The following is a 26,384-nucleotide window of genomic DNA, read 5'->3' as shown; positions in this document are numbered from 1 at the left end:
TGCAATGGACCGCCCTACAAACTATCATTTACATTATATTTCAAAGCCTAAAATTGTAATATCGTCTCGTTGTTCCATTTCACCTTGATGGATTCTTAGGACATCCAACAACAATTGATGTTGTCTTTCTAAAGGCATACGGATGGTTTGATTGAGAATTTTTTCGAACTTCACTGAACCGAATTTCTTGCGATCTTCATCACATTGGTCTATGTAACCGTCGGTGAGTAAAAAGAAGCGATCATCTTTTTTCAACTGGAAATGCTGTTCTGTAAATTTCTTTTCCTTTTTACGTCTTATTCCTCCAATGGAAATTTTATCTCCTACCACTCTTTGCAGTTCTTGTTGATCGGAAAAATAAATATACATAGAGCCTTTGGCCGAAGAGAAGCATAAGTTTTTTTCCTCTCCGTGCTGATCAATTCTTACTATACTCAAATCCATTCCATCTGTGTTTTTAGAATGCTCTTGCTTCAAAGCCTTTCGGATACCTTCATCCAAGTGAATTAAGATAGAAGAAGGATCTTCGATATTGTATTCGTTGACAATTTTATTTAAAAGTGACATCCCGATCATTGACATAAAAGCTCCCGGTACACCGTGCCCTGTACAATCTACAGAAGCGATAAAAAGTCTATTTTTTTCATCTTTTACACTCACCCAATAGAAATCGCCTGATACAATATCTTTCGGTTTGAATAAAATAAAATGATTTTGAAAGTAAGACGAAAACTGCTCTGTTATTGGTAAAATGGCCTCTTGCATGGTCTGGGCATAACGAATGGAATCGGTAATGTGCCTGTTTTTCTGCGTAATTTCACCGTTGGCTGTCTGCAATTGTTCGAGCAGGTTAGAGATCTTATTATTCTTATCATTCAATTCCATATTTCTCTCCGAGATCAATTTATTCGTGTTAGATAAATTATCTCTTTGCATCTCCAACTCTTCTGCCTGCTGCTGCACTTCCTCATTGATCATCACAAGGTCATTGTTCCTTTCTGCCAATTCTCTAGTGCGATCTTTTACTGTTTTTTCTAAGATTTGTTGCTCCCTTTTATACGCACGAACTTTCCATTTATAACCCAAGAAAATACTCAACAGCAACACCGCAAAAACAAGTAATCTAAACCACCACGTTTGCCAATAAGGAGGCTGTATGATCAACAAAATTTCCTGCCCTTCCTCATTCCAAAGTCCATCATTATTCGTTCCTTTTACTCTGAAAATATATTCCCCTGGATCAAGGTTGGTATAAATGGCTTCTCTTTTATCATCAACATAATTCCAATCCTTATCAAAACCTTCCAACCTGTAAGCGTACTGATTCTTCTCTGGTGAAATCATATTTAATGCTACAAAACTGAATGTCAATACATTTTGATCATAATGTAAACTAATTTCATCAGTGCTACTTATGTTTTTTTGCAATATAGTTGAAGTGGAATCCGGCTTGATTTCACGATTAAAAAGTGAAAAACTAGTCAGGTAAATATGCGGTTTATAAGGGTTGTTGATGATTTCATTAGGGAGAAAGGCATTGGCTCCGTTATTCCCACCAAAAATTAATCTTCCAGCCTTAGTCTTACAAAATGCCATTGGAATAAACTCATTACCTTGTAGACCATCATCTTTAGTGTAATGCGTTATTTTATTGTTCTTATGATCAAATTTAGAAAGACCACTGTTAGAACTTAACCACAACACCCCAAAATCATCTTCCAAAATTCCATGAACGCTATTACTACTCAGACCTTGTTCTTCTCTAAAAGCTGTCATCAAGCCTTTTGAATAATGATTGATAGGCTGCTTGAGTTGTTGAGCATCAATTTTATTCAACCCTCCTGCTGTACCTATCCAAATATTTCCAACTTTATCTTCATGAACCGCATACACCCAATTGTGTGTGAGGGAATGACTATCTTTTGTGTCATTCATAAAGTTTACCCAACGGTTTTCATTAGGATAATAAACGGATAAACCACCATAAGTACCTACCCAAATCCAACCTCTTGAGTCTTCAAAAACATTCAAAGTCCAATTACTAGAAAGCGTCTGATCTTCTTTTCCTTCTTCTCTTTTAAAGGTTTTGAAGGTTTCGTTTTCAGTATCAAAAATGGCAACTCCACCACCATTGGTCGCTACCCACAATTGCTTTTTACTGTCTTCAAAAATAGCTCTCACATCATCATGAGGAAGACTTGTTTTATCCCATTGACTATTCTTATAGGTCTTAAAAGTCTTTGTTTTTTTATCAAATTTCGATAATCCACCCAAGTAGGAGCCTACCCAAATGTTGTCCTTATGGTCTTCATGAATGGCAAAAACAGCCCACGCTTGAAGTTTAGTAGGATTTCCTTTTTCAGGGACAAAATGTTCAAATTTATTCTTTTTAGTGTCTAAAAATGTCAGTCCACCTCCACTGGTTCCAAACCATAAATTTGTATGTCGATCTTCAAAAATAGCTTGCACTGTGGTGTGGTTCAAACTGTTTTGATTCATCACTTCTCTCTTGTAAGTTTTGAACTTTTTGAAGTTCGGTTCTATGTAATCTACCCCTTGTCCTGATACACTACACCACAAGATATTTTGTTGATCATAATGTAAAGAAAGTAAGGCATTGCCAGCGATGGACTTATTGTTCAAGTCATTATTTCTGTAAATTCTAATGATCTGATCCGAATAACTAGACAGTTGGTGAAGTCCATCAGAAGTAGCGAGCCAAATATTCTGAAAGTCATCCATCACAATATCCTTAATACTTGGATGTTTCAGACCTTGATTAACTTCTGGTAGATAATTGACTTTTTGTGTGGTTGGGTCCATCGCAAAAACACCATTTTGTAATGTCCCTATTAATATTTTCTTCGTACTTATAGGAAGAATTTTGGTGATTTTAGTGGCCGTATTTTTTGAAAAATAACTTTTGTTTTGATCCACCGATAATTGTCTGAATATACCTCGATGGGAATAATAAATACTGAGGTTGAGCCCTTCATGACCTATCCACAAATTGCCATTCTTATCTTCGGCTAACGTATTTATGATTGATAAATGAGGATGCTGCTGATCTGCTAAATGATGACTGATCAATTGTCCTTCCAGATTAAATTGATAGAGCCCAGCACCTTTTGTCCCTACCCAGATTGTTCCTTTTTGACTTTGGAGTATAGACGAAATTTCAAACGCAAATGCTTCTGTACCAAATGGCGAACGAGGAATTAATGTCCTAAAGTGTTCTCCATCAGCATTCATTATATGAACATTATGAGTAGTACCCACCCAAAGTTGCTGTTGGTCATCCTCAAAAATAACATTGATATCATTTGTAGATAATGACTTACTTTCTTCTGATGATGATCTATAGATTTTCATCTCATAGCCATCGTACCGGTGTAAACCATTTTGAGTACCAAGCCATAAAAATCCTTTTTGATCTCTGTAAATATCTTTTACTACTTTGTTCGTTAATCCGGAAGCATCAGAGATATGTTGAAAAGATCTTTCTTGCGAAAAAGAGTGTTGACATAGAAGTATTAAAAATAGAGTAAAAATAGAGTCTTTCATTTCATGTAATTTTTATAGGTGTGTAGTAGAACTTTTATGAGTGTGTTAATAGGAAAAGCATGCCTCTCAAAGAGAAGCAGCTTTTCAGTAATCTTATAAATTCTAGTATGAAATATTCAGAGTGTATTCAGATTTAGACGCTAAACCTGACACAATTTGTTTATTCTTTATCATCGTTCCATCTTGTTCCTCAATGGTTGTTGAAATGATTAAAGCAGAGCGTTCGGCATAGACCGTTTTGGCAGTTGAAGCATCAATCGTGATTTCATCATGTGTGCTTTGAATCACCGCTGAATAAGACTTTGCAGTACTTGTAATCTGCTCATCAAAGTTGATCATCAGTTTTACATGCTTCAGTGCACAAACGATATCTACTACCGTTTCTTCTCCACTATTTATTGTACACGTTTTTTCTCCATAATAATAAGGGGCATCAAAAGTGAAATAAGGCATTTCCTCAGCACTAAATGCCTTTACAGTATAATTACCTACTGCCAAGCTGATTTTTTCTGGTGCTTCTGAAATTTTCTCGTAAGAAAGTACCACTTCGCCAGAGGCATTTTCCACTTTTAAACCGTAGTCATTGAGGTCTTGGTTTGTTCTTGCATTTGATCCGAATTGCAATACCAACTGCCCTTCATTTAATTCTTTTTCTAACGTTTGCTTTTCGTTACAGCTTACTATTATTAAGCCTACGAAAAGTGTCATTACTATATTTTTAATGTTTTTCATCCGACTAATTATTTAATAACTGAAACTTTCTTTGATGTATTTTGCAGGCCATTCGCACCGTTCACAATGCCTTTACCCCAATCGGTCAATGAAGTACCTTCCCAATCCGTTGATAAGTCTAAATACTCCACTCCTCCTGAATTACCTTTCCAAGACCAAGCTAACCAACCAATATTTAGGCGTTCACATTCAGATAAAATATGCTCATACGGAATCTGAATTGGGTTTTCAGGTGTACCTCCGTGTTGAAATCCAAATTCGCCTACAATCAAAGGCAACTTCATCTCTACTGCTTTTTCCAGGTTAGAAGTGATCGTTGTTTCGTTTCTGTAACTCTGATACATGTGTACTGAGAAAAGAATATTTTTCTGCGGATCATTATCGATGATCTCTTGACCGTAGTCAAAAATTGGTGTCATATCTTGTCCCCAGCCACTTCCGTCAATCACTAATGTGTGCTTCAAACCTGCTGTACGCATCATAGTCACTGCTTCTTTGTAAGCATCTCTGTACGTGGTGGTTTTACCACTCCATTCGTTAGCAATGTTGATCAAAAGGATACTTTCATATTCTTTCATTACACCTAAAATGTCAGGTCTTACATAGTATTCTGCCATTTTCAAAAGGTTCTCTTTGCTTTCATCACCCGTTACATCATGTAATTCAATCATCGGCACCATCCCTTTCTCAATCGCAGTATTGATCATTTTTCTCAACTGATCCGTCTCCGGTACATTGTTCCATTGACTAGGAACATAATTCGTTTGCCAAACCATTCTGACTGTATTGGAATGATATGCCGAAATTGGCGTCAAAGCATTGATGGCTGTATTTCTATTTCCGCTGTCAAACCAGAAATGACCGTTGTTTACTCCTCTTAGAATAAACTCCATTCCGTTGGCATCGTATAGTTTTCCATTTTTTGTAAAGAAACCAATAGAGGTGTTGTACTCAGGGCGAGCTTCTCCTTCAATCGGCGTAATCACAATGTCTTTGCTTCCTCCATCTAAAATCGTTTCGTCTACAGAAATTACTAATTTTCCTGTTCCTTGATCGACGTCGATCGTTACGGCATAATGTGTTGTCGGCTGGATGGAATTGATTGTGATTTCGGAAGTCAATTGGCTTTCTCCCTCACCGATTGTCGCAATCACTGAAAGGTTTCCACTTGATCTGAAATAACCTGCCCTCGTTTCTGCTTTTTCAAAAACTAATTCACCGAAAGAAGACTTCACAACTGATGAGTACGTTCCGAATTGATTTTTTACTAAATCAGAATAGTCTACCGTCACTTTAGAGTTTTGTAATTTACATTCTAAACTAGAGTTGGTTAATTGCTCTGCCTGTATAGAGAAATCTTCTGAAACACCTCCATATTGAGGGTCGTCAAACCCAAACTGCGCGGAAGAGTTACTCTCACCTTTAGCTTTATACACACCAGAAGGTAGTTCGATTGCTTCAGGCACCGTTTCAATGGAAGCATAAGAAACTACCGTCTTTCCCTCAGCGCCCACAATGTTAACTTTCACTCCACTTCCTTCGCTCTGTAATCTGAATGCAGTCTTTTCTTCTACATCCTCATTGATCGTTACAGCCAATGACAAATTGCCATTCTGCACGACTGGATCTGAGGGGGTGTCTTCTGAAGAACAGCCCATCAACCCTACTAGAAGTAATAATAAGTTAGTAATCATTTTATGTTCCATAATCAAAAATTGAATTGTAATTTTTCTTTTTTGTTTATCTTAAAAAGTAGCATTAAATGCTGAAAAATTCTGTTTTATTGTGAGTGTTGGATCGTGCACCATGACTGAAGTCATGGGCTGGTGATAAATCCATGTCGCAAGTGTTAAGCGTTAGCGTCACTTGTGATTTACTATTGGCGAAGTCTCCCGACTTCGAAAAGATTTTTCTGTAATTCGAAGTCAGGAGACTTCGCCAATATACAGTTCCAAGTGACGCTAACGCTTAACACTTGAAACATGGTTATTTATTCCTAAAGAGAATCCATTCTCCTACTTACAATTTCCTTTACCTCCAATACACCCTTTCCTTTTTTATGGATTTTCAGCGTGCAGGTTTTGATTTTGTCTGCAGGCAATGTGATTGCTCCTAAATCCAAAGTACCCCAGGTTTGTTCCTCTGCTTCTTGCTCACGCATTACTCTATCAGGAGTAGGTAATGCTGTGGGTTTGAAGTCTTTTTTGATTTTCTTTTTGATGATTTGATCACCAAAAATCACTTCGATCACATCTCCTTTTAAGGCCTGTCCCGCATATTTTAAGGAGAGTTGGAAGGTAGAAGGAGTTACAATTTCAATGGGCCATTCAATCGTGGCATCTCCATTGACTAAAAACCAATCGTGAGCCCAACCATTGACATTCGCTTTAAATTTTAGATCTCCTTTTCCTGTACTTTCGTGGACCGCCAATACCACTCTTGGACTTTCTTTATACCCCATCGGGATTCTCAAATCAGCAAAACCTGCCGAAGTTACATCAGTGTACCACGCCTCGAAAGCCTCCTTCATTTCCTTTGCTTTTTCTGGTAATTCAGCTTGCAAATCATGTTTTTCTGAAGGATCTTCTGTTAAGTTATATAAGCCTGTTTTTCCAAATTCAGTGGTATACCTAAAGTCACCTGCTCTTACGGCACCTCTTTCGGCAGTGATTTCAAAACCTGTCATGTGCGTATATAATTTTCTCGATTCAGGTGCTTTATTTTTCAATAAATAAGGACTTAAATCCACACCATCAAACTTCACCTCTTTTGGTTTTTCAACCCCTGCCAGGCCTAATAAAGTAGGCATCAAATCAATATGAGCCGTTAGAGCTTGTTTCTGACTTGGTTTAATTTTTCCTTTCCACTGCAATGTACATGGCACCAACGAGCCACCTTCATGTATTGAAGTTTTCCCACCTCTCCAAGGACCATTGTAGCGGTCTCCTTGAGGGCCATTATCGGATAAGAAAACGACAATTGTATTTTCTTCCAGAGCATTATCTTTTAAATACTGACGGATTCTTCCTATGTTATCATCAATATTTTTACACATCCCATAGATGGTTGCTATCTTCTTGTTTTGCTTTTCTCCATAACCGAAATCAATGTCTTTATACAAATCATAATACTCATCTCCTACTTGGTAAGGCGTGTGAGGAGCATTCAATGGAACGAAAGCAAAAAACGGTTTTTCTTTATTTCTATCAATAAAAGCCAAAGTAGAATCCGTCAATACATCTGTGATATAGCCTTTGGTCGAAATCATTTCTCCATTGTATTCCAAAGATGTATCGAAGTAATTACTCCAATGACCAGAAGTGAAGCCTAAAAAAGTATCAAAACCTTGCCCTTGTGGGTTTTCAGGATAATGTGCTCCATTGTGCCATTTTCCAAAGCAACCCGTCGTATATCCTGCTGACTTGAAGGCTTCCGCGATGGTCACTTCCTCTGATCTCATATTTTCTCTTCCTCTTGTGACAAAAGAAACACCTGTTCTCAAATGGTATCTTCCTGTCAAAACACTTGCACGAGTTGGAGCACAAACCGGACTCACGTAGAAACGGTTGAGTACTGCACTTTCACTCGCCATTTGATCAAAATGAGGTGTTGAAAGATACTGATTACCAGTGTGGGAAAAGTCTCCCCAGCCTTGGTCATCTGTCAAAATTACAATGACATTGGGCGATGTTGTTGATGTTTGCCCATACGCCTTCGGGAGGAGTATGAGCAACATGCCACACAAAACACATATTTTATTTCTAATGGATTTCATCATGGTTATTGAGCGTTATCAGCGATCACTTTTGATGTTAACCCGTTCATTTTTTTTGCATAATCATCAATCACTTGGATAGTGGATTGGTCTTTATCATATACACCATACCATCCTTGTGGTTCATGTGGAGGGTCTCCTAAGAAATTGTCTCCCTTCTTCCAAAATTCCTTTGGTCTTGGAGGTCTTCCTTCTCCTGAGTAAGCCCAGAAATTCATCCCGTAAATAGGAGCATTATCTTTGGCTAATTGGTACACTTCATCAAACACAAAACTGTAATATTTGTCTCTCCAAACCGTAGTCGCAGTTGGTGAGTAATCATCATTGTCGCGGGCAATTCCAAACTCTTCTAAAACAGCAGGTTTTCCTAATGCCTTTGCATCATTTACATGCTTGTATAAATATTCTCTTACTTTTTTCTTCGTCTCATCAAACTTCTCTTCAGGCTTTGCTGGATCATACCATCCCCAATTTTGAGCCCAAATGTGAATCGTTACGTAATCAATATCTTTTACATCACTGTCTTTCAAAAGATTAATCCCAGCATCAGGCCCTGGAGAATCTCCTTCTGAACCAATTGACACTAAGTGATTTGGATCTAATTCTTTAATTAAAGCTGAAGTTTTAGCAATCCACTTGTGGTACTCTTCCACTTCGCTGTATCCTCTTGGCTCATTACCCAATTGCCAAGACATGATAGTAGGATCTTCTGTATATTTTACTCCTGAAACTGTATTTGTTCTCGTAATCAAGACTTTCAAATGATCTTCAAACATTTTAGAGGCTTTTTCATTGGCATAAAACTGCTTTGAATAATCCGTGAACTTGCTCCATTCTTGAGAAATTTGAGGATAAGGTACTTCTCCTTTTCCTGCCCATAACAAGTACTGAGGCATACCGCCAGACCAAGTCCAGAAGTTGTTCAATACCATCACCGCTTTCATCTCTCTCTTTCCCATTTCATTTAAGAAAAAGTCCAACCCTTCTAGCACTTCTCTATTGTATTTCCCAGAAGCAGATTGCATTGTTGGATGCACTTGGAATGCTTGACTTTCATCTCCCTCAGAAGACGCCAAGATTCTCAAGTTTGTAATTCCCATTGCCTTCATTTGATCCAATTCATTGATCAAACGCTGACGGTCGCCTAATTTTTCCATACCGATATTCATGCCGTACCAATAGTTGGCACCCATAAAATAGTAAGGTTGACCATTCAGCATTAAGGCTCCATTTTCTATGGTTACAAAGTTGTTTTTAGCGGAGTTGTTTTGCTCCGTGGTTTGCTTTACACATGATACTCCCAATAAGAGTACAAATAGTAATAGTGTATTTAATCTTTTCATTTCATTCATGTTTTTAGTAGTGATTTGTAGGAGGTTTGTACACCATAGTTAAAACTTTTATATCGCAAGTGTTAAGCCGTTAGGCGTCACTTGTGATGAAACTTTGGCGAAGTCTCACGACTTCGAACCAACAAACCAAAGTGTATTTCGAAGTCAGGAGACTTCGCCAATGTATAGTTCCAAGTGACGCTACCGCTTAACACTTGAGATATAATTTATTTCTTTAACTGCACGAAAATTAATCCTTCTACCTTTTTAGTATTTATGTTGTTTGTACCTGCTGTATTTTTTCTAATCGTTTAATGCCTTCAATACAAGCCCTGCCGTTATGGTAAGGTGCTTTCCAAGGACCCACTTTATCTTCTTCTAAATTTGGAATATTGTTTTCGTCTACTCTCCACCACCATTCACCAAATTCCTTATTGATTAAATGAGCTTCTGTGTATTTCCATAGTCGATGCGCCGCTTGCAAATACACTTCATTCTCTGAGTTTTCATAGGCATTGATAAAGCCTACCATGGCCTCAATTTGTGGCCACCAATGTCTGTCCGTGTCTGTAATTCCTGAAGGATCACCTTCATTGACAATTGCTCCGTCTTCTGCTATGCCTTCTGCTAAAGTCACTTCCGCAATTTTTACTGCCACTTCTTTTACTTTCTCCAAAAGTGCATCATCACCCAATGCTACTGCCGCTTCCTGAATCAGCCAAGCCCCTTCAATATCATGACCATAGCTGATTTCATCTGATTTCAGTGTCCATTTTTCATCAAAGAAAAGTTTAAAGTGATAAGTATCGGTGTCTAAGATTTTATCCAAGAATAATTCAATCAGGTTACGAAGTTGCTGTCCTACTTTTTGATTTTTTGTAGCGATGTATAATGTGGTATAGGCTTCTAAAATATGTAAATGTGTATTGTTTGTTTTCTTTTCGTTCTTGTCTTTCTCACTTAATCGTAGGTCTTCCATCAACACCCACTCCTCTGTATACGCTTCAAAATAACCATTCAATTCTTGATCAAAAGAATGTTCTTCGATGTCTTGGAAAATATTTAAAGCCAATTCCAATGGCTCAACAATTCCTTTGGCCATCGCATATTCTGAAAAAGCATAGATCACAAAAGCATTCGCATAAATCTGCTTCTTTCCATCTACTTTATTTCCCAAATAATCGACCATCCAAAACACGCCTCCATTTTTCTCATCTAAGAAATTTGCTTTGATATACGCATAAGCATAATCGCAAATCTCCAAGTATTTTTGATCTCCCAACTGACGGTATGCTGAAGCAAAAGTCCATAAAATTCTAGCATGCATAATGGCACCTTTGTCCGCTTCTGCATTTACTTTATTATCATAGGAAATCTGACCATAAAACCCTCCATTCTTGTGATCTATGGTTTGTTCTGACCAATATTTTAATATTCCGTCTGTCAATTCTTTCTCTAATGCTGTTTTGAACGAGTCTATCATTTTTATCAAAAATTTATGGCTTGTTTGAAGAAAGAAGGAAGAGTCAAAAAAATCTCTCCCCTCTCCATACTCTCTACTAAATGTTTTTCAGAAAATGCATTCAAAATAAGAGGGGTTGTGTTGTGATTCGTGAGGACGTTTTAATAAAACGTCCCTACTTTACGCGAATCACACTACTATTTTGCACCCTTTATTTTGGTACTTCACTCTTACTTTAAACTGTTTGTCTGTTTGGAATTGTAAGTCCCAATTCCTCTATCATCTTTTCATTTTTCTCTACCATATCATGAATGGTCTGCACTGAAGTTACCGAACGATAACCATCTTCTGGTGTGTTTTTGCAGTAATCCACCAGTTGATCAATTGTTGATGTCGCTACATGCATTCTTGTATCTGATGATGCATAGTAGATTTTTACTTCACCACTCTCATCGGCAATCCATCCGTTGGCAAAGGCTACGTTAGAAACGTCACCTACTCTTTCGTCACCCAATGGAGCGATGAAATGACCGGCTGGACGATGTGTTACTTTTGTCGGATCTTCTAGTGAAGTCATGAACATATAAAGTACGTAACGAAGTCCTGCTGCAGTATTTCTTACACCGTGTGCCAAATGCAACCATCCCTCTGAAGTTTTGATCGGTGCGGGACCTTGGCCATTTTTCACTTCTTTGATCGTATGATAGATTTTTGGCTCAATCACTCTTTCCTCTTTCACTTCCGCTTTCTCCATCGAATCTGTCAATCCCCATGCGATTCCTCCGCCTGAACCTGTGTCAATAAACCCGTCTTGAGGTCTAGTGTATAAAGCGTATTTTCCGTCTACAAATTCCGGATGCAATACCACATTTCTTTGTTGACCTGAGTAAGAAATTAAATCGGGAAGACGTTCGAAGTTCACCAAGTCTTTTGTACGAACAATTCCTGCTGCCGCTACAGCTGAAGATGTGTCGCCTGCTGGAACATTAGGGTCTTTTCTTTCTGTACAGAAAATACCATAGATCCAGCCATCTTCGTGCTGTGTTAGACGCATGTCGTACACATTTGTATCAGGTTCTTCTGTTTCCGGCATTAATACAGGCTTATCCCAAAAACGGAAGTTGTCAATACCATTATCGCTTTCTGCTACTGCAAAAAATGACTTTCTATCCACACCTTCTACTCTTACCATCAATACATATTTTCCATTAAAACGAATGGCTCCGGCATTGAAAGTGGCATTCATACCAATACGTTCTTGAAGATGAGGGTTTGACGTTTCGTTTAAATCAAACCTCCAATATAATGGGGTATGGTCTGCTGTAAGTATAGGGTTTTCGTATTTAGTAAAAATACCATTGTAAGCATCTGTAGGTTGATTTGTTTTACTTAATAATGCTTCTTGTTTTTCAATTAATCCGGTTAATTTCTCTTTAAAGTTCATTGTATTATTCTTTATTTCTTTTTGTCTCTTTTATATGTAACTTTTTATATCGCAAGTGTTAAGCCGTTAGGCGTCACTTGTGATGGGCATTGGCGAAGTCTCCCGACTTCGAATCATCAAACCAATATGTATTTCGAAGTCAGGAGACTTCGCCAATGTATAGTTCTACGTTGCCTGTCTGTTCATCTAATTCGCCTCTACTAAATTCTTATCTTCAATACTTTCCGGCACTTTTTGTGGTTCTTCCGGTAGTTTGTCGTACCAATTTTTCTTTAAGATTAAAGTGGTAATGATCAATATGGCAGCTGTTGAAAGAATGCCCATTTCTTCTTTGATGACGATGTAAAGTGGAAGTAATGTCAGCATTGACTGCCATACGATACCGATCACTACATTGAACATATCTTTTTTGAAATCTTTGTTTCCTTCGAAGTTTGGATCTTTCGCCATCACTTTACGTTTGATTGGTCCCCAGAATCCCCAAGGCCTTACCGTTTTGTAGAAGTTCATTAATGTCTTTTCCTCTGTAGGTTTTGTCAATAATGTACCTGCTACCGAACCAATTAATGATACTGCAAATAATAGCGGGAAGTAATACAGTTCCAAGGTTTCTTTAAATACTAATGGGAAGATCATTGAAGCGGCAATACCTGCTGCCATTCCCCAGAAGAAACCATGACCATTGAATCTCCACCAATGCCACTTCAAGAAGTTGGCTGCGATATATCCACCGTAAAGTGCAGATACAATCCACTGTAATACAGAATTAATATTTTCAACATATAATCCAATAACAGTACTGATTACCACTACGGCTGCCGAGATGATATAACTTGCTCTCATTTGTAGCTTTCCACTGGCTTTTGGATTGATATATCTTAAGTAAATATCGTTGACTAAGTAAGCAGGTGCAGCGTTGACGGTTGATGCGAAAGTGGACATAAAGGCCGCTAATAAACCTGCCAATAATAAGCCCATCAAACCTGATGGCACGAATTCCTTGATGGCCATTGGTAAGATGTTTTCAAAATCAAAACCACTGCCCACCTGATTGATGTCTCCGCTGAAATAAACCACCGCTAAAATCGTGAAACCACCAATCATCAAGTATCGTGGCAAGAACATTACCGCCGATACAAAACCACTCATTTTTGCCGCTTCTTTTGGTGACTTTGTGGATAAGATTTTCTGCATATCAAAGTTCGGTGCTGGACCTGCCATCGATGCGAAGAATCCTTTGAACAACATCATCATAAAGAAGATAGAGAAAGGTGTAAATCCATCGCTTTCCATCTTTTCATTTACGGAAGGAATGTAAGCCGACCAATCCATATCCAAATCATAATTGAATAATGGAGAGTCCCATCCTTCTGGTACCATGCCCATCAATGTTTCTGCATCTACTTGGTACATTGCAATACCACCAATCACCAATGCGGAAACGGTCATGATTCCAAACTGCATTACGTCTGTCCAAACAATGGACAACATACCACCCATTACTACATAAAAAGTAGCAATTGTAGTGAACAAAATACCGTAAGCGTAAGGTACTTGCTCTGCCGTTAGTTCAAATGGCATAAACTGTCCTACATACGACCATGGAATGAAGATTTCGATGAACTTACCAATTCCAATAAATCCGTAAGACAAGAAACCAAGGCAACTTAAAATGGCAAAGAACACCACTACCATATGTGATAGCTTTCCTCCTGTACCATCACCAAAACGAGTTCTGATCCATTCCGCACCAGTCAGTACGTTTGATCTTCTCAACCAGATTGATAAATAAATCATTAAGAAAATCTGATTGAAAGCAGGCCATAACCATGGTATCCATACGCTTTTCAATCCATATACAAAGCACAAGTACACCATCCACATTGTACCCGAAATATCAAACATTCCGGAAGCGTTGGACAAGCCCAACATGTACCATGGCAAAGAGTTGCCCCCAAGGAAATACGATTCCATGTTTTTGGAGGCTTGTTTTTTCAGATAAATACCAATCACTACTGTTGATAGCAGATAAAGCCCAATAATGATCAGATCTAAGGTTTCGAGTTGCATAATGAGTTCGTTGATTAATTCTCTTTCATTTTCATAAAGTCAGACTCTAAGAGGATACTAGGGTCTTCCGTAAATTGGATAAAGTCTTTAGCAGAAGAATGTCCTTTATAAGGTACATAGAAATGATCTCTCTGCTCTTTTTGGTAGTTGGCGTTTCTCCAAAGCATCACATAAGCGGCTTTTTTCGTCCATTTATTGTGATTCAATTTTGGTAATAATTTTTTGGTGAAGAACGTATCATCTGTCACTGCTTCTAAACCTGATTCAGTGAATGCACAAATTTTACCTTTTTCTTCGGCTAGTTTCGCTACTATTTCCAGCTCATTGATGATCCATTGTTCCCTTGCTTCATCTGCATATGATCTGAATGCACCATAATCATCAAATCCTAAAACATCAACATACTCATCACCAGGGTATCTTTCTAAGTATTCCTCCTGCGTTTGGAAAGCATCAGTAGAGTACACATAAATCAAATGATGGATCTTCTTTTTATCTCTTAAATATTCCACAGTAAACTGCCAAAGCGATTTGTAATCTTCAATGGAAACGTTTTTACCGCCCCACCAAAACCATGAACCATTGTGCTCGTGCCAAGGTCTGAAAAGTAACGGGATTTTCTCATCGTTCATTTCCAAATCATTGACAAAGTCGGCGAATAAATCCAACTTCTTGATAAAGTCTTTATGGTATTTTCCACCTTTCAACATCTCATGTACCACCTTTGTTGTATCCCAAGAACTTGATTGTTCTTTTAAGTTGATCATGTGCCAGCTTAAAGTAGTCACGCCTCCTCTAGCATAAGCTTCTTTTATGTATTTTTTGATGTCTTCGAAAAGCACGCCATCTAAATTCTTTTCATTTCCAATTTCACCCATATCCCAGCCATAAAGCCCAGGATAATCTCCAGTGACCTGTTTGACATCTGAATTATTGCCCCACCAATGATAACCATAAGCCAAGTCATCCTGATGTCCAAAAATGGTCTGCCCGTTTTGAGAAACACTATTTAATTGTTGGTAAAGCGCTATTGTTGCTTTTGTTGCTTTCTTATCATTCGGTTTTGGATCTTCATTCGTATTGGTAGCGTTAGTTCCAATAGAGAAGAAACCATACAGAAAAGAAATAAGTAAAATCTTTTTCATTTTAGTATAATTTAAAAAATGCTTTAACTATTCTCCCTTGCTGCTGGAGAATAAAGTTTGTTTAGTTTAGACAATAGGGAAGAAAACATATCACCTCGTCTGAGGATGATATTCAGTTTCCGTTCTTCCAACACTTGATCCGCCAGCTCCCAGGAGTTACAAGGTTTTCGATAATTCCATTTTTTGGTCTTTGCTCTGTCTACCCAATAATTAGGTCGCTCTACCGGAAACGGTTTGATGTAGTTTCCGGTCCAGCCTCCAAATTCTGGGTGATTCACATTGATATTAGAATCAATCAAAAACATGATAGGAATGGCTTCCTCAAGGTTTATTGTTTGTATTTTGCTCTCGGTCAAATATTTTCCCAAGGCTCCGTAGTTAATGACATTGTTGTAATATGCAGTAGGTTCCTTACCCTCTGACATTCCTTTAAATGCCCAATCGTTCTCAATCCACCATAAATCTGTAAACCTTTCAAAGATTTCTGTTCTTCCCCATCCGTTCCAGTTCAGATTTCCACAAACATCCTCATTAGGAGGCTTGATACCCGTTCCTACAGTAATCACTCTTATATTTTGAGCAATGTCAGGAGCAAGAAATAATGCTTCTTTGATCGGTTTCATACTTCCCATGACTAATATGTAAAGAGGTGTTTCTCTATTTTGTCTTGAAAGGCGTATGATTTTCTTCGTACCTGCATCCTCTCCTTTTACTATAAGTTGTTGGATGGCGTTAGGTGTTGGAAAGTTATTTTCTTGGAAAGAATGTGATGGATTATGGAAATCTTCAGCATAACATTTTAAGATGCTTTGCAATTTCTTTTCTCCATAAATGTTAAATCCCTCCATTACTACTGATTGAAGTCTAACATTATTTAGATGCCATAATAAGTAAATTAAGGCATGTTCATCAGTAGTCGAAAATGATTCATTATTGATATCGGTAGTAATAATCACATTAGGAATGGCCTGTACACTGATATCCTTCTTCTGCTCTACAGCAGAACACCCTTGAATAAGGTAGTAGGATAAAATTATCAATATATAAGTGTACATTTTCTCCATAATCAGATGTGATTTTATTTCATTTTCCGATAATCATATTTCAAATGTACTTGATACGGTTAACGAACGTTATGGAGATTTTTAAATTTGATGATGACATTGGAATTCTACTCCTTGGACCACTATTGTTAGTTTAGGTAAATTTTCATCAAAAACATACATAATGTATATAAAAACGAATATAAAAGGGTATTATTCTTGCACAAAAGTGTATATTTATGATGTTATTTTAATCTCAAAAAAAGGTCTTTTTTATCATAAATATTGAAATGAATATTACTTACTTACTCAAAACATCAAACCAAATTATTACCTTTTGGTCCAACAGAGCTCTCCCATAAATTGTAATCCCATCATGGTAGGACGCACTTGTAGTTATAGGGGTAAATTTTCATCACAAAAGTCATTTTTTTACCTATTTTAAAAACCATGGTTGATGAAAAAATATTTTTTTCAACGCTTATTTGTCAAAAATCAACCTCTGATTAATTAGTGTCTACCCTACATTTGTAAACATAACGCCGCGGTTATTATTTAATCCTATTCATCTAAACGTATTTAGATTGAATAACAACTAAACAATAAAAAATAGTCATGCAGATCTTAAAAAATTTTTTTCTGCTGTTCATCGCTATTACATTTTCAATGAGTGCTTATGCACAGGAACGAACAATACAAGGTAGCATATTAGATGAAACAGATAGTCCTCTTCCGGGAGTAAATGTCACTATTCAGGGAACAGCTATTGGAACAATTACAGATTTTGATGGTCGTTTTAAATTAAGTATTAAATCAGATGAAACAGTATTACTTATTTCCTCAATTGGATACAAAAAGCAAACAATTACAGTAGGTGCTCAATCCGATTTCAACATTAAGATGGAAGTCGATTTAGAAGAATTGGATGAAGTAGTAGTAATTGGTTACGGTACTGCTAAGAAAAGTGATGTAACGGGATCAGTTTCTACTGTTAAAACCGACGAACTAACAGTGATTGCCACAGAGGATGTCAACAAAGCACTTCAAGGTCGTGTACCAGGTGTACAAGTGACGAACTCTGGAAACCCTGCTTCTGGTTCTAAAGTAAGAGTAAGAGGTATTGGTACCATCAACAACTCAGACCCTTTATATGTAGTAGACGGTTTCCCGATGCAAGACATCTCTCACATTGCACCTCAAGATATTGCCTCAATGGAAGTCTTGAAAGATGCATCTGCAACAGCAGTATACGGTTCAAGAGGTGCTAACGGTGTAATCTTGATCTCTACAAAGACCGGTAAAGTACAAGAAAAACTGACTTATACTTTCAATGCTCAAACGGGTGTTAAGCACGCTTCAAATAGAATTGAAATGGCCAACGCTTCTGAATATGCTCAGTTAGGGCTGGAGGCCAACCGATTTGCTGAAGGTACAGATGAATTCGAACAATTAATGTATGTAGCCAATGGTAACTATAATGGTACTGACTGGCAAGATGAATTATTACGACAAGGTTCTTTCCAAAACTACAATTTTGGTATCAATGGTGGTTCTGAGAAAAATCAGTTCAACTTCTCTACTTCTTATGTAAAGGATGAAGGAATCTTAAAAGGTACTGACTTAGAGAAATTCTTTGTGAAATTCAACAACACACACAAATTCAATGATTGGTTAAACTTTGGACAAAACATTGCCTATACGCACGCTAATTACTCTTTAACGAACTTGAATGACATTTATTCAAGTCCTTTGACTCAGTCTTTATGGGCTGACCCTATCACTCCTGTCTACAATGCAGATGGTTCTTATGCTCGTTCTACTTGGGCTTATAACAGCAACCCCGCTAGAATGGCAGAACAAGAACAATACAAACGTTCTTGGGACAACAGAATTGTTGGTAACTTCTCTTTAAATGCTAAAGCCACTAAAGATTTGACATTAACATCTAACTTTGGTGTGGATTACAGAAACCAACAACAAAAGCTTTACTTACCAGAATTCTTCGTTTCTAACGAGGAACAAAGAATGACTTCTCAATTGGATGAGAATAGAAACAACAAGTTTGACTGGGTTTGGTCTAACTATGCGAACTATTCGAAAACATTTGGTGATCACTCTATCAGTGGTATGGTCGGTATGGAAATGCAAGCCTTCAGCTATAACAACATTAGAGCTACAGGTTATGACGTTCCTTTCAATGAAAACATGAGATACTTAGGAGCAGCGAAAGGATCTGATTACTTCGCCACTTCATCTCAAGGAATGAACTCATTGATGTCTTACTTTGCTCGTGCAAATTATAACTACCAAAACAAATACTTACTGACTGCTACATTTAGAGCAGACGGTTCTTCGAAATTTGCTGATGGAAATCGTTGGGGCTTCTTCCCTTCATTCTCAGCAGGATGGAATATCAAAGAGGAAAACTTCTTACAATCATCAGATGCCGTAACGCAATTGAAATTAAGAGCAGGATGGGGTGAAGTAGGTAACCAATCTTCTGCGGGTAACAATGACTATGTATCAACAGTAACCAACAACTTAAGATATGTAATCAACGGAAACGTAGTGGAAGGTAGAACACCAACTACACTGTCTAACCCGGATTTAAGATGGGAATCGGCTCAAATGGCCAACGTAGGTATTGATGCTGGTTTCTTCAATGACCAACTTACATTTAGTGCGGAGTACTTCATTAAAGACACGAAGGACATGGTAGTTCCGCAGCCCGTTCCTGATTATGTAGGTGCCAACTCTCCAAACGTGAACGTAGGTACTATGCAAAACAAAGGTTTTGAGTTTGCTGTCAACTACAGAAATGTAGAACACGAAGTAAAATGGAACGTGGGAGCGAACATTGCTGTCATCAAGAACAGAATCACAAACCTTGGTGAAACAGGACACATTGACGGTGGTTATATTGACAAATTAGGTTTTACAACAAGAACGGAAGAAGGACAAGAAATTGCTTACTTCTATGGATATAAAACAGACGGTATCTTCAGATCTCAAGCAGAATTAGATGCTCACGTTGATGCAGAAGGAAATCCTTTACAACCTAACGCAGGTATTGGTGATGTTAGATTTGTTGACGTCAATGGCGATGGTGTAATTGATGATGATGATAAAATGAACTTAGGTTCTGCTATCCCAACTTTCACTGGGTCATTCAACATCGGGTTAGAGTACAAAGGATTTGATATGAACTTATTCTTCACTGGTTCTTATGGTAATGAAGCTGCAAACATTCAAAAATTCTGGATCGAAGATTCAAACGTTCAGAAAAACCAAACAAAGAACTACTACGACAATCGTTTCCATCCTGAAAACAACCCTAACGGTTCAATGCCAAGAGTGGTATCAGGTGATCCAAACAACAACCGTAGATTCTCTGATAGATATGTAGAAGATGCTTCTTACTTAAGATTACAAAACGTACAGTTAGGATACAGCTTCAGCCAAGACCTTTGCCAGAAGTTACATTTACAACGTTTCAGAATCTATGCTTCAGTTGACAACTTATTTACGCTAACAAACTACAGCGGTTACGACCCTGAAGTTCCAGACCACTACGGTGACCCACTAGCACAAGGTATTGATATTGGTAACTATCCACAATCAACTACTTACTCTTTAGGCTTGAACGTTACTTTTTAATTAGTTGAAACTCAAAAAGTAGAAAGGAAATGAAATTCAAAAACATTATAAATATACTAGCATGCTGCGGTATGCTAACCCTCGCAAACAGTTGTTCTAGCTTTTTAGAACGTGATCCTCAAGGACAAGCAGTAGATACTCCAGTATACTATGATGATCCCGAAAATGCACAGATGGCCGTCAACGCTTGTTATCAGGCAATTGCTCAAGATCAAGGTGTTGTTGCTCACATGCAAGAGTGGATGTTTGGTGAGGTAATGACTGACAACGCTTGGAAAGGTGGTTCTGACTTTGGTGATATGCAAGACGTTCAAATGTTGAAAGAATGGACTGCTGTCAACATCAACGGACCTTCACACTCTGCTTGGAAAACATATTATCAAGCCATTCACAGAGCAAATACGGCGATCAAGGGTATCAGCCCTGCCACAAGTTTTGATGCAACATTAAGAGATCAAATGGTAGGTGAAGCTTTATTTATCAGAGCTTACAGCTACTTCTACTTAGTACGTTTGTTTGGCGATGTGCCTTTATTCACTGCTCCTGTTTCACCTGAAGAAATTGGTGCTGTAGGAAGAACTCCTGTCAAAGATGTGATTGCTCAAATTGAAGAAGACCTGAAAATGGCTGCTGACATGATGGGTAATAAATCTGAAATGGAAGTAGGAAGAGCAAGTTCTGGAGCTGCAAAAGCTTACCTTGCTAGAGTAATTATGTATGATATTGGTATCTGGAAATCAAATGATCATACTTGGCAAGAAGTATATGATTTAACAAACGAAGTCATCACTTCTGGTCAGTACTCATTAGCATCAAACCTTGCTACAGTATTTGAAAAAGACGGTGAAAATGGTTCGGGGTCTATCTTCGAGGTACAACATACCACTTCAAATACAGGATGGGCAAATAACAACACTGGTTCTACTTCACCAATCCTTACTGCACCAAGAGGTACTGCAGATATCAAAGGTTGGGGATGGGGATTCTTAAACCCAACACAAGACTTAGTAGACGAGTTTGAAGAAAATGATCCTCGCTTAGATTGGACAGCAGGTCAAAATGGACAGTTTGCTCATGGTATTGCTCAAGGTGTGGCAGAATCACAATTCCTTTCGGGGTATTTCCCAAGAAAAGTATTAATGGATGCTGCTTTACGTCCAAATGAGCAATCGGATAACCCTCAGAACCAAAGAAAATTCAGATATGCTGATATTCTTTTAATGAATGCAGAAGCAGCGTACCACCTTGGCAATGAAGGAATTGCTCGTCAAAGAGTAAACGAAGTACGTGCTAGAGCTAGAAACATGACTTATCCGAAAGGATGGAATGAAGGTGCAAATGACTATCCTGCAAGAGACAATTCTAGTGCTCTTCCAGATGTCACTGCATCGGGTAATCAATTATTGGAGGCTATTCTTCACGAACGTAGAACAGAACTTGCTTTAGAGGGACTACGCTTTTGGGACCTTCTTAGAACAGACACTTACGTTAGTGCTCTTCAAAAAGACAATATTGGTTACAGAGAAGAATCCAATGGTGCTACTGTAGTGGCGAATATGGAAGCTAAAAAACTTGGAGGTGTTCCAGTTCTTCCAATTCCTGCAGGTGAAGTTGCTTCATTCGGTTTAACGCAAAACCCTGGTTACTAATACTATTGGTTTACTTAAAAGAGATTATTTATCATGAATATTAAAAATAAAATACAAAAGGCTTCATTAAGCATAGCATTCTTCGGAATGGTATGCGGAATGAACTCTTGTACAACTCAAAAAGAGTACAGTCAATCGAACGATATTGATTACCCTCAACCAAAAATCGCAGATTCAAACCTGCAAAATCCTACCGTGATTGGTGAACCGTTCATGATTTTGGGTGAGAATTTTAAAAATGCAAAAGTATATTTAGGTGAAACTCCTTGTGCTGATGTCACTGTCAGTGCCACTGAAGATACAATCAAAGCTACACTACCAAGAATCTTTGATGTTTCTCACCTTAGAGTGGTCAATGCCTACAAACAAGAAGTGTTTTCTGAAGGAGAATATGAGCCGGTTTATCCATTGACTTCCAACGTGGAATACCCTACTTTCATTACAAGAGGTCAAGTATTTGCCATCAAAGGAACGAACGTTGACTTGATCTATGAAGTGATCATAGGTGGTCAAACTATTGAAGTAGACGGAGCAAATGCCAACCCTTCTCAAATCAATGTATTGGCACCAAGTCAATTACCAGACGAAGTGACTATTAAAGTTTCTACTTACAATGCAGATTCGAATGTACCTGAGTCAGGTTCTATTTCTGTAGAAGATGCAGGTGAGTTCTTCGATCCAGTAGAACCAGTGGTTTTATTTGACTTCGAAGACGGCGTAAACCCTTATGAGCCAGGTGATGTAACGCCTGAAAATGGATTAGACGCTGGTAACGGTATCTCAAAAGGTAGAGGTGATCACTACTTGACAGTAAGAAAAGCTGATGGTGACGGTTGGACTTCTTGGATGGGACAATTGTATTATGATACGCCAATTGATCTTGTGACTTTCACAGATCCTCACTTAAGTTTCCAAATCAACTCTGAAACTTCTCAAGGTTATTTCCAATTACAAATTGGTCAGAATGGTAACGATAACGGTGCTGATTTCAAAGCAAGTAATACTGGTAATGATGGTGACAACTATGTATTCCGTGCTACAAATAACGAATGGCAATGGGTGACTGTAAGTCTTAAAGACCTTGAGCTTTCTGATTGGGGTGGCGGATTAGACAAAGTGGATATTAAAGGAACTTTAGATTTCGTAAAACTATCATATAAACAAGGTAATGGTGCAAACCCTTACATATTAAACCTCGACAATGTAATGATTACGGATGGTCCTGTTGTTGTTGCAAATGAATTGGAAGGATTCGAAACGGCTTCTTACATCTGGGACGATAACGGTGGAGGAGCTACGCACAGCATCGATGGCGGAGACATGAACGCTATCTCAGGTGATCACTACCTAAACGTACACTTAAACGGTGCTACTGGATGGAACTGGACAGGTGCATTGAAAATGGATAACTCCAACAACCTAGACCTTTCTGGAGTTACTGATCCTCACCTTTCTTTCTGGGTAAACACTGGTAACGCAAAGGGTAACCTTCAATTTGAGATCTTCCAAAATGACACAAAATTTGGAGGTAATATCAACACTGAAAATTACTTTGTGGAAACAAGTGGAGAGTGGAAACTTTACACTTTCCGATTGAGTACTATGGCATGGAGTAACTGGGGTGGCGACGCAGAAAAACCCGACTTCACTGGTACTTTAGACTACATCGCTTTCGGTTTCTCAACTGGTAATATTGATGGTGAGCGTTACGAAGTGAACGTTGACGATATCATGATCACTGATGGACCAATGTTCTAAACGATTTATTTCATTAAAAAGTGTGAGGCCGATTCTCTTGTAGGGAATCGGCCTTTTTTGTGCACTTCATTTTACCTTGCTCTTCTTCAGTATAAGTACAACAGAAAGTTAAAATGCTTTATTTGCTTATATTATAAAAAAGCATGAGATTGCGACAGTAAATTATTACAAGATTGGACCTAACGATCCACATATACTAACATTAATTACTTTGTAACATGTTTTTTAAAAAAATACTTTTAGTACTACTAATACTTTCATCTTTTACACCCTTTATTACTGCTCAAGACCAAAGTTCCACTCCATCTTTTTTCCATAAAAAGAGAGTAATGGCTTCTTATAACCTCAACAGTATTTTAGGTGATGAATACTCAAGTCTACAAGCTTATAAGTATGAATATACTTTGGGATTGGAGCAGGAGTTACTCATGAACAAATACAAAACTGCAGTGTCAGAAACTTCATTACAGGTACATTTATTGGAGCTCAGAGACGCCATAGAGGTAGAACTTAGAAGTGCCAAAATGTATGGTATTGACGTCTTCAAAATCAAATACAATGTTTTCGGTAGTGACCAATACAAAGCGAGCTTTAAAAGACTTTTGGCCATCACAATCAAGGTAGCTGAAGACAGAGATATAGATTTTAATTTCTGTTTGGATGCTTTTTTTCCTAAAAATAAAAAATCAAAATATACGAAAGAGCAACTCTTTGCTAAGGTTTCTGGAGATCTTGGTGAAATCTATGGTGCTACAAAAATGTCAAAGAAATGGCTTAGAAATACCGACGGAAAAATAGTTTTATTTACAGGTAATACAAAAAATATTATCTCATATTCTAAGCCTAAAAGATCTCAAAAAATTGTAAAAGAAGATATCAAAGACATCAAAAACTTCTTTGACGATTTAAACCAAAAAGCTAGTCTTAACCTCGTTCCAGTTTATCATGTACAAACCTATATGGAGGAAGTTCAAGATGAAATTATCAAACATTTTGAGGCAGTTACACATTCGTTTATCTACTTGAAGAAAATGGAAGATTACCAGAAAATAAAAGATAAATTTACTTCCAAAAATATCAAATTCTTCCCTCATATTTATCTCAACTATATGCCTAATACATTTATCCATAAAGAGACGGGCAAGAAGGTATATGTGAATAAAAAACACTCTATTGATGATACTTATTTACTTTCCAACAATCCTTCAGGAACAAAAAAGTTTAGAACGTTATTGGAAATGTCTTTAACTCCGGATGTAGAATTGCTCAACCTTTCTTCATGGAATTTATATAACTTATCGAATAACTTAAACCCTGAAATCCACAACGGGTATGCCTTGTCTTCACTTTTGAACTATCATTTCAATAAATGGAATGGAATATCAAATGAAGTAGAAAAAGAAATGACCTATGTGGCCTTTAGAAACCTCTACCGTAACGAAATGGATATTGAGGGAAAGTTCAGCATCAGAAATAAAAAGAATAACTATGAAGGGGAATCCATGATAGAAATCGTTACACTCTTAAAATCTCCTGCTGAAGTATATGTAAATAATACTCATGTAGGGACTGCCAAAGCAGGTATTGATGAGTTTTACATCAAAAAAGAAAAAGAAACAAAAATCAATGTCAAAGTGAAAAGAGGAAGTAAAAAAGTCATTGACTATACATCTCCTAAAACTTTTACAGGACATAAATTTAAATATGATCCTGTAATGTATATCACCTCTTCGGTGGATCATGATCAATCCATAGCAATGAGCGACATTATTCTAAAGTCTGAACTCTCAAGTATGGGCGTTCGTTTCCTTCTTTCAAACGAAGATAAAGCCACATGGAAAATGGCTGCTCAAACTTATTTCATAGCTAATAGAAATGCTATTCTGCAACATGGTGATAACCCAAATGAATATTTAAAAATTAAAGCCAAGAACTACGAAAAATTCAAATTACAAATCAAAAAGATTTTGAATGAATTCGAATATAAAGTTTGGGTCGAACTAGAAAATGACAGAATGAACGAAAAGGGTATTGATGAGGAACTGATTGAACAAGAAGGTGTTTTGAAAGGGTATAATATCCTAGATTAATATAAATTACCTCAAAAAGAACAGGTTCAAGTCTTTCATCAAAAAGGGCTTGAACCTGTTTTTTTATGCCATTAAAGGGTACCTGGTGATGTATTGTGGCTCACGAAGACATTGTAAAGCAACATACTGCATTTTAGAAGATCATTTAGTAGTACTCCCCTCGGCCTTGAAGGGAAGAAGTAGCAAATGAATTGGGTAGAAAGCCCACTGGCGCGAATGTTAAGCGATAGCGTCATTCGTGTCCTACAGATCAGCAGAAATCTCCTGATTTCTAAACACCATAAATATTCGAAAACTTAGTTTACGTTAATATTTAATCAACATTTCTACACACATTTATAGGCTCTACTTTCAAGCTTCTTTCTTCTTCATTTTTCCATTGATGAAAAACGAAGCAAAAAATCTAGGCTTAGAAGTCAAAAGCTAAATTCCATTCCTCTCGCCTAAATGATTTTAAACTCGCTAAAGCTCAAACAGCAAAATCATTTTTAACGGCTCAATTCATGAAATTCTTAACGCTTTTCCCTTCAAGGCCAAGGAAAGTACTGCCAAACGAATTGGATAGAATGCCACTGGCGCGAATGTTAAGCGTTAGCGGCATTCGTGTCCTTCAGATCATCAGAAATCTCCTGATTTCTAAATACCATAAATATTCGAAAACTTA

14 protein-coding genes are annotated in these 26,384 nt (G+C 37.5%); 4 read left to right on the top strand and 10 right to left on the bottom strand.

Annotated elements, in window-relative coordinates; translation table 11 throughout:
- Positions 1-33 precede the first annotated feature (33 nt).
- The 10 genes from PL77_RS12680 to PL77_RS12635 form a co-directional block, all read right to left on the bottom strand.
- The gene (locus PL77_RS12680) at positions 34-3,564 is read right to left on the bottom strand and encodes a two-component regulator propeller domain-containing protein (protein WP_044205691.1); all 3,531 of its coding nucleotides are present in this window, start codon (positions 3,562-3,564) and stop codon (positions 34-36) included.
- Between the two features lie 102 nt (positions 3,565-3,666).
- Positions 3,667-4,296 (bottom strand): DUF4493 domain-containing protein, encoded by a 630-nt coding sequence (locus tag PL77_RS12675; protein ID WP_044205689.1) that lies wholly within the window; start codon positions 4,294-4,296, stop codon positions 3,667-3,669.
- A gap of 8 nt (positions 4,297-4,304) precedes the next feature.
- Positions 4,305-5,990 (bottom strand): DUF4493 domain-containing protein, encoded by a 1,686-nt coding sequence (locus PL77_RS30525; protein WP_172665847.1) that lies wholly within the window; start codon positions 5,988-5,990, stop codon positions 4,305-4,307.
- Between the two features lie 302 nt (positions 5,991-6,292).
- Positions 6,293-8,074, bottom strand: coding sequence for an arylsulfatase (locus PL77_RS12665; RefSeq protein WP_082026519.1), 1,782 nt, complete (start codon positions 8,072-8,074; stop codon positions 6,293-6,295).
- 2 nt (positions 8,075-8,076) lie between these two features.
- On the bottom strand, positions 8,077-9,414 hold the full coding sequence (locus PL77_RS12660; protein ID WP_044205748.1) for a cellulase family glycosylhydrolase: 1,338 nt from the start codon (positions 9,412-9,414) through the stop codon (positions 8,077-8,079).
- A gap of 262 nt (positions 9,415-9,676) precedes the next feature.
- Positions 9,677-10,885, bottom strand: a complete 1,209-nt coding sequence (locus PL77_RS12655; protein WP_044205686.1) for an AGE family epimerase/isomerase — start codon at positions 10,883-10,885, stop codon at positions 9,677-9,679.
- A 214-nt stretch (positions 10,886-11,099) separates the two neighbouring features.
- The gene (locus PL77_RS12650; RefSeq protein WP_044205683.1) at positions 11,100-12,308 is read right to left on the bottom strand and encodes a glycosidase; all 1,209 of its coding nucleotides are present in this window, start codon (positions 12,306-12,308) and stop codon (positions 11,100-11,102) included.
- A gap of 186 nt (positions 12,309-12,494) precedes the next feature.
- Complete coding sequence (locus PL77_RS12645) at positions 12,495-14,378, bottom strand: sodium:solute symporter family protein (RefSeq protein WP_044205680.1); 1,884 nt, start codon at positions 14,376-14,378, stop codon at positions 12,495-12,497.
- A 14-nt stretch (positions 14,379-14,392) separates the two neighbouring features.
- Entirely contained in the window at positions 14,393-15,523 is a 1,131-nt protein-coding gene (locus PL77_RS12640) for a glycoside hydrolase family 26 protein (RefSeq protein WP_044205677.1), read from the bottom strand.
- A 23-nt stretch (positions 15,524-15,546) separates the two neighbouring features.
- A complete protein-coding gene (locus PL77_RS12635; RefSeq protein ID WP_044205674.1) occupies positions 15,547-16,587 on the bottom strand; it encodes a nucleoside hydrolase-like domain-containing protein in 1,041 nt (346 codons plus the stop codon).
- 594 nt (positions 16,588-17,181) lie between these two features.
- Between PL77_RS12635 and PL77_RS12630 the strand changes: the two genes are divergently transcribed.
- The 4 genes from PL77_RS12630 (at position 17,182) to PL77_RS12615 (ending at position 25,720) form a co-directional block, all read left to right on the top strand.
- Entirely contained in the window at positions 17,182-20,223 is a 3,042-nt protein-coding gene (locus PL77_RS12630) for a TonB-dependent receptor (RefSeq protein WP_044205671.1), read from the top strand.
- Between the two features lie 71 nt (positions 20,224-20,294).
- Complete coding sequence (locus PL77_RS12625) at positions 20,295-21,872, top strand: RagB/SusD family nutrient uptake outer membrane protein (RefSeq protein ID WP_044205668.1); 1,578 nt, start codon at positions 20,295-20,297, stop codon at positions 21,870-21,872.
- A gap of 33 nt (positions 21,873-21,905) precedes the next feature.
- Positions 21,906-23,630 (top strand): hypothetical protein, encoded by a 1,725-nt coding sequence (locus tag PL77_RS12620; RefSeq protein ID WP_044205665.1) that lies wholly within the window; start codon positions 21,906-21,908, stop codon positions 23,628-23,630.
- A gap of 218 nt (positions 23,631-23,848) precedes the next feature.
- The gene (locus PL77_RS12615; protein WP_044205662.1) at positions 23,849-25,720 is read left to right on the top strand and encodes a hypothetical protein; all 1,872 of its coding nucleotides are present in this window, start codon (positions 23,849-23,851) and stop codon (positions 25,718-25,720) included.
- Positions 25,721-26,384 lie beyond the last annotated feature (664 nt).

The sequence above is a fragment of the Flammeovirga sp. OC4 genome (assembly GCF_000812565.1).
Classification (GTDB): Bacteria; Bacteroidota; Bacteroidia; order Cytophagales; family Flammeovirgaceae; genus Flammeovirga.
Note: the sequence above shows the minus strand (reverse complement) of the source record. Positions and strands in the feature narration are given on the sequence as shown.

Coding starts and splice junctions, on each gene's coding strand:
- PL77_RS12680 (WP_044205691.1), bottom strand. CDS start 3,564: ATGAAAGACTCTATTTTTACTCTATTTTTAATACTTCTATGTCAACAC.
- PL77_RS12675 (WP_044205689.1), bottom strand. CDS start 4,296: ATGAAAAACATTAAAAATATAGTAATGACACTTTTCGTAGGCTTAATA.
- PL77_RS30525 (WP_172665847.1), bottom strand. CDS start 5,990: ATGATTACTAACTTATTATTACTTCTAGTAGGGTTGATGGGCTGTTCT.
- PL77_RS12665 (WP_082026519.1), bottom strand. CDS start 8,074: ATGATGAAATCCATTAGAAATAAAATATGTGTTTTGTGTGGCATGTTG.
- PL77_RS12660 (WP_044205748.1), bottom strand. CDS start 9,414: ATGAAAAGATTAAATACACTATTACTATTTGTACTCTTATTGGGAGTA.
- PL77_RS12655 (WP_044205686.1), bottom strand. CDS start 10,885: ATGATAGACTCGTTCAAAACAGCATTAGAGAAAGAATTGACAGACGGA.
- PL77_RS12650 (WP_044205683.1), bottom strand. CDS start 12,308: ATGAACTTTAAAGAGAAATTAACCGGATTAATTGAAAAACAAGAAGCA.
- PL77_RS12645 (WP_044205680.1), bottom strand. CDS start 14,378: ATGCAACTCGAAACCTTAGATCTGATCATTATTGGGCTTTATCTGCTA.
- PL77_RS12640 (WP_044205677.1), bottom strand. CDS start 15,523: ATGAAAAAGATTTTACTTATTTCTTTTCTGTATGGTTTCTTCTCTATT.
- PL77_RS12635 (WP_044205674.1), bottom strand. CDS start 16,587: ATGGAGAAAATGTACACTTATATATTGATAATTTTATCCTACTACCTT.
- PL77_RS12630 (WP_044205671.1), top strand. CDS start 17,182: ATGCAGATCTTAAAAAATTTTTTTCTGCTGTTCATCGCTATTACATTT.
- PL77_RS12625 (WP_044205668.1), top strand. CDS start 20,295: ATGCTAACCCTCGCAAACAGTTGTTCTAGCTTTTTAGAACGTGATCCT.
- PL77_RS12620 (WP_044205665.1), top strand. CDS start 21,906: ATGAATATTAAAAATAAAATACAAAAGGCTTCATTAAGCATAGCATTC.
- PL77_RS12615 (WP_044205662.1), top strand. CDS start 23,849: ATGTTTTTTAAAAAAATACTTTTAGTACTACTAATACTTTCATCTTTT.